General features: G+C 52.5%; 3 protein-coding genes. All 3 read left to right on the top strand.

The features are described from left to right. On the top strand, nucleotides 1-983 hold a 983-nt coding region (locus IQ235_RS18185), incomplete at its 5' end, for a hypothetical protein (protein WP_264322828.1). A 63-nt stretch (nucleotides 984-1,046) separates the two neighbouring features. Then, a complete protein-coding gene (locus tag IQ235_RS18180) occupies nucleotides 1,047-2,237 on the top strand; it encodes a class I SAM-dependent methyltransferase (protein WP_264322827.1) in 1,191 nt (396 codons plus the stop codon). Between the two features lie 642 nt (nucleotides 2,238-2,879). After that, a partial coding sequence (locus IQ235_RS18175; RefSeq protein ID WP_264322826.1) for a GAF domain-containing protein occupies nucleotides 2,880-5,240 on the top strand: 2,361 nt, incomplete at its 3' end.

Raw genomic sequence — 5,240 nt, 5'->3', positions numbered from 1 at the left:
CCACCGGATCGGGAGAACCCTTAGTGCAAGTTTTCCACCGACCGCAGCGGTTTTCTCGCCGTGCTGGGGAACTCTCCGCTAATATCTACGGCACCCTCTCGGCTAAAGTCGATCGCGCCCGATACCAACTTAATGGCGGAATCTGGCACGATGTCGGTCGAGGGGGAAAGCGAGCGCCAGAACCGTTATTCGTCATTGAAATGAAAGAGGACGCACTGCGCGCGGGGACGAATACGTTAAATATCGAAGCCCAAGCAAATCGAGGACAGCCGGAAGTCATGTCCTTACAATTTGAATACGATCCCCAACCCATCGTCTTGCCCGTGAAAACTGATTGGTCCAAAGGCGACCTCGAAGTGCAAGACGGATATTGGGAAACCTTCTCGGCGGACGGTCAATGGCGCGTGCGGCCCAAACCCGGTTTTGAGGACTACGATCGAATCCTCTGCGTCACGGGTGCTTTTGCCGGGGGCCGGCGGATCGAAACCGAGCTGATTTTTCGCAGCAGCGATTTCCCCAAACGCTGTGGGTTTGGCGTACTCCCCCTGTGGGGCGGACACAAAGACCCGGAAGACTTCTCCCCCCGACGGGGTTGGATTTACAGCATCGCTTGGTTTCATCCCTACCGGCAGGGGGGTGGTGTGGAGTTTGGTTATAAAAATGGGGACGAACCCAGAAAATGGGTGGATTCCTATCGCCAGTTCGAGCCAGAACCCAACGTGCGGTATTTCCTCACGGCCGAGTGTTGGCCCGAAAAAGATGAAGCTGGAGGACATCTAGGCTACCGACAGCGGATGAAATGGCACAAAGAAGGCGAAGCCGACTCAAATACTTGGATCGAGTTGCGCGATACTGAAGGATGTCCCTTGCCCGAGGGGGAATATGCCGTTGCTCTAATCGCCCATTTCTGCCAAGTGGATTTCGGTAAGACCGTCGTGGGCGCGATCGCCCAACCCCCACTCGATACGATTTCTTCGGCTTAGTCCGCCGCCCCGAGCTGTTTTTCCCATCGCTAACGGTTGTCCAATCAGGAGTGTAGATCGCGAATGAAGACTGTAGAAAACTCGCAACCCTGTCCGGTTTGTGAATCGCCTCATTTAGAGGTATTTTTCGAGATGCTTGCGGTTCCGATCTATTGCAATTTGCTGCTGTTAGATCGGGAGGCGGCTTTGGATTGCCCGAAAGGCGACATCCGCTTGGCATTCTGCCCCGAGTGCGGTTTTATTCCCAACGTTGCTTTCAACCCCGATCGATTGGAATATACCCAGGAATACGAAAATTCCCTCCACTACTCGCCTCGCTTTCAAGAATACGCGGATTCTTTCGCTCGCTCTTTGGTGGAACGCTACGATCTCCAGGACAAAACGATCGTAGAAATTGGCTGTGGCAAAGGGGATTTTCTGATGTCCCTATGCGAGTTGGGAAACAATCGGGGTGTGGGTTTCGATCCGACTTACGTCGAGAGATCGGAACACCAACACCTAATCGGACAGGTACGATTCGTCCGAGATTTGTATTCGGAACGATACGCCAAGGAGAACGCGGATTTCATTTGCTGTCGGCACACTCTAGAACACGTTCCCCAGCCGATCGATTTGCTCCAACCCTTGCGCCGCGCGATCGGCAATCAGACGGATACGCAGGTGTTTTTTGAAGTCCCCAACGCCCTGCATACGTTCCGCAACCTCGCTGTTTGGGATATTATTTACGAACACTGCTGCTATTTTGCCCCGACTTCTTTATCGAGAGCTTTTACCCAGTCGGGGTTTGAGGTAAACAACCTCACGGAAACCTTTGGAGAGCAGTTTCTGTGTCTTGAGGCGGTTCCTTCTGGGAGTTCGGGAGAAACCATCAGTAGCGTGCAAAATGAGGTGAAAGATCTCTCGCGGGATATCGCGGCTTTCACCGCCAAATTCGATAAGCTGCTCGAAACCTGGCAGCAAAAACTGAATGAGATGGCACGAGAGGGCAAAAAAGCAGTGGTCTGGGGGGCCGGATCGAAAGGCGTGACCTTTTTAAATCTGCTCGCAGCGCAAGAGGCGATCGAATATGTCGTGGATATTAACCCTCGCAAACAAGGAATGTACGTCGCCGGCACCGGACAAAAAATTGTCCCTCCCGAATTTTTACCGACCCATCCACCGGATGTGGCGATCGTCATGAACCCGATCTACGAAACTGAAATTCGACAAATTTTGACAGATTTGGGGCTAGAGTGCGAGGTCATCTGCGTCTAATTTCATACGTTCTTACAACAGAGCGTTCGCGATCGGGCATCTGGGAAAACAGAGAACTCCGGAACGGGTCACCAGAAATAGGAATGAGAATTGATTCGAGCGAACATTTATTGTCCTAGATCTGGGTCGATCGCGTAAATCGCGGCACGGGATCGGTCTAATTTTGTTGTCGATCGTTGCCAAAGCTCGATTTCTAAGGAGCGAACCAGCCGTTCCGTAGTATTACGGAACTCTAAAGACTCTCCAAATTTCGTTATTTTCTGGAAGAATAGCCGAATTTTTTCCCAGTTTATCTCGATCTGAGACCATGGCAGTTGCCTAGCTCTTAGATTATGCTTGAGGAAGCCAACTCGAAAATTAACGCTCGAAAAATTTGACATCGACCCATGCTCTATTCAAGTTTTTAGCCGTCCCGAACGCTCGATCGATATTGTGTCGATTGCGATCGAAGCAAATGGGGCTGCTTGAGAGTCATGGCGAGTTGACCGACAGCGCTTGTCCCTCATCGCTCTTGTCTGGACAAAGTGCTTTGAGAGGTTTATCTAGAAGGAGATCGGAATGGCGAAAATTCCGGCAAATTACTCAAAATCGTGCCACCAACTCAAGTCAGACCGTTGTCGCCAATGGAAGGAATAGAGTCGAATGCCTCACCACTGCCAGGGTCGCCGCTTCTTGGGCAATCCATCTCGCTCTTGCGATCTTCACATCGATCCAACGCCAACTCAAGAAACGACCGGTTCGTCGGTGGTATTCTCCCAAAACTTAGTATTGAATTATTTGGAAGTTCAGGGGTTCGATCGATTGCAGACTCCAGTCTGGATTCTCAAGATCGATCGACAACCAGTATGGTGGGCTAATCGTGCGGCCCTCTGGTTGTGGGAGGTCGGCACGATCGAGGAACTCAGACAACAGGATGTAAGGGATGGGTGGCATCCCCATCGGGAGACTTCGATCGAGACCCTAGAACAACTCGAACTCGGAAAAACTGCTGTTGGAACCTGGAAGATCTCCCGAACGGGAGGTTCGATTTCCTTGACTTGCACTTGTTCGGGAATTGAGCTAGAAGACGGACAATTGGCCATCCTCGTCGAAAGTGTTGGGTCTTACCTTTCCCTCGATTCTGGAGATCGGGGTCTCCCTTATTCGGCGATACCTCATTTGGTCACCTCCCGAGGAGATCGATCGTCCGATGACTTCGCCCCAGACACCCCAGCGCAGTATCCTTCCCTAGAGGGTATCATCGAAGCCATCAATCAATTATTAGCCCACCGCAAGCACCAAGAAGGAATAAACCGGGCGCTGGAGGTCTTAGGGGCCGCAACGGAAGTCGATCGCATTTATATCTGGGAAAATCACTTCCATCCGACCACCGCAGAGGTGCTTTTGAGTCAACGCGCTCAATGGCAGATCGATGGTGTCACAGATCGGCTCCACGCCCAATTGCAAGGTCTATCCTACCGAGAATTTTTACCGAATTGGTACGAAAGTTTGGCCGGGGGACAACCGATCGTCGGGACGGTGCGAGATTTTCCAACCTGCGAGCGAGATTTGTTTGCACCTTGGGGCATTCGCTCGATGTTGCTCGTCCCCATCGAGATCGACGGTCATTTTTGGGGATGTATTGGCTTTGATGAATGCGATCGTCCTCGTTCGGACTCCACACCCCATCGTTCCTCTCAAAGCCGCGATCTCGATTGGTTCGACCGCGCTCGCTCGATTCTAGCCAGTCCCATCAGACGATTGGGAGAGATCGTCGCCCGCCTTTTGGCTCAAGCAGAATTTGAAATGCGCGATCGCCTGCTCGAGGGGGTCGCTTGGTCTACCAACTTGCTATTAACCAAAACCGATCGAGATTGGGCGCTCGATCGCGCCCTCAAAATGTTGGGATATGCCGCTGGAGTCGATCGCGTCTGTGTTTTGAAATATCACCCCCATCCCTCGACCGGAGAACGGCTCGCCACCCCACAGTGGCAATGGTCGAGTGAAGAACTTGAAAGTCCGATGGAATTATCCAAATGGTATCAGAGCTTTTCGCTCGACGAGGCGATTTGCGGTTTGGCGCGGGATTTTGACGATGAGGTGCGGGCACTGCTAGACCAGCAAGGCATTCGATCGCTTTTAGCTCTCCCCGTCGAAGTCGAAGGGCAATTGTGGGGTTGTTTGGAGTTTGACAACTACCACCACGATCGCTTGTGGTCGGAAACGGAAAAATTAATCTTGAGAGCTGCTGCCGGTAGTGTTGGCGGGGCGATCGCCCGCAGGTACACCGAAGCCAAACTCAAAGAGCGCGATCGTCTTCTCGATGGCGTGGCAACAGCTACCACTCAACTGCTAACCACCCACGACGATCGGGCGAGCATACATCAAGCGCTATCGGCTTTGGGATATGCAGCATCTGTCGATCGAGTCTACATTCTCGAACGACATCTCGATTCGATCTCCGGTAACGCATTGGTCAGCCAACGCTACGAATGGATGGCTCAAAGTACGGAGGTCGCCATTGAGGGTTTACAGAATATCCCGTGCGATGGTGTATTTGCCCGGTGGTTCGAGCGCCTGAGTACCGGTCAGCTCGTCTGCGGCTTGGTGCGGGATCTCCCCGAAGCCGAGCGACAATTCCTGCAAACGCCCAACGTACGCTCTTTTGCCCTAGTTCCGATTGAAAGCGAGGGGGAATGCTGGGGTTTCTTGGGGTTTGATGAGTGCGGGGGAGAACGCCAGTGGTCGGAGAGCGAAAAGTCGATTTTAAAGGCAGCAGCTGGAAGTATCGGTGGTGCGATCGCCCGTCAAAAAACGGCAACTCAATTAGCCCGTTTGAACGCTCAGCTCGAACGTCGAGTCCAAGAGCGCACCGCCGAACTGATGATGGTGAACCGGCAACTGAACTACAATACCTATCACGATGCCCTAACCGGACTGCCGAACCGGGTTTTGCTGATGGAGGAGTTGGAGAAAGCGCTGGCTCAAGTGGGGGAACAACCGGCATATTCTTTTGCCATTCTA

This window comes from Zarconia navalis LEGE 11467, from assembly GCF_015207075.1.
Classification (GTDB): Bacteria; Cyanobacteriota; Cyanobacteriia; order Cyanobacteriales; family Geitlerinemataceae; genus Zarconia; species Zarconia navalis.
Note: the sequence above shows the minus strand (reverse complement) of the source record. Positions and strands in the feature narration are given on the sequence as shown.

Bases quoted from the DNA above. Each gene is read 5' to 3' on its own strand.
- IQ235_RS18180 (WP_264322827.1), top strand. From the start codon at position 1,047: ATGAAGACTGTAGAAAACTCGCAACCCTGTCCGGTTTGTGAATCGCCT.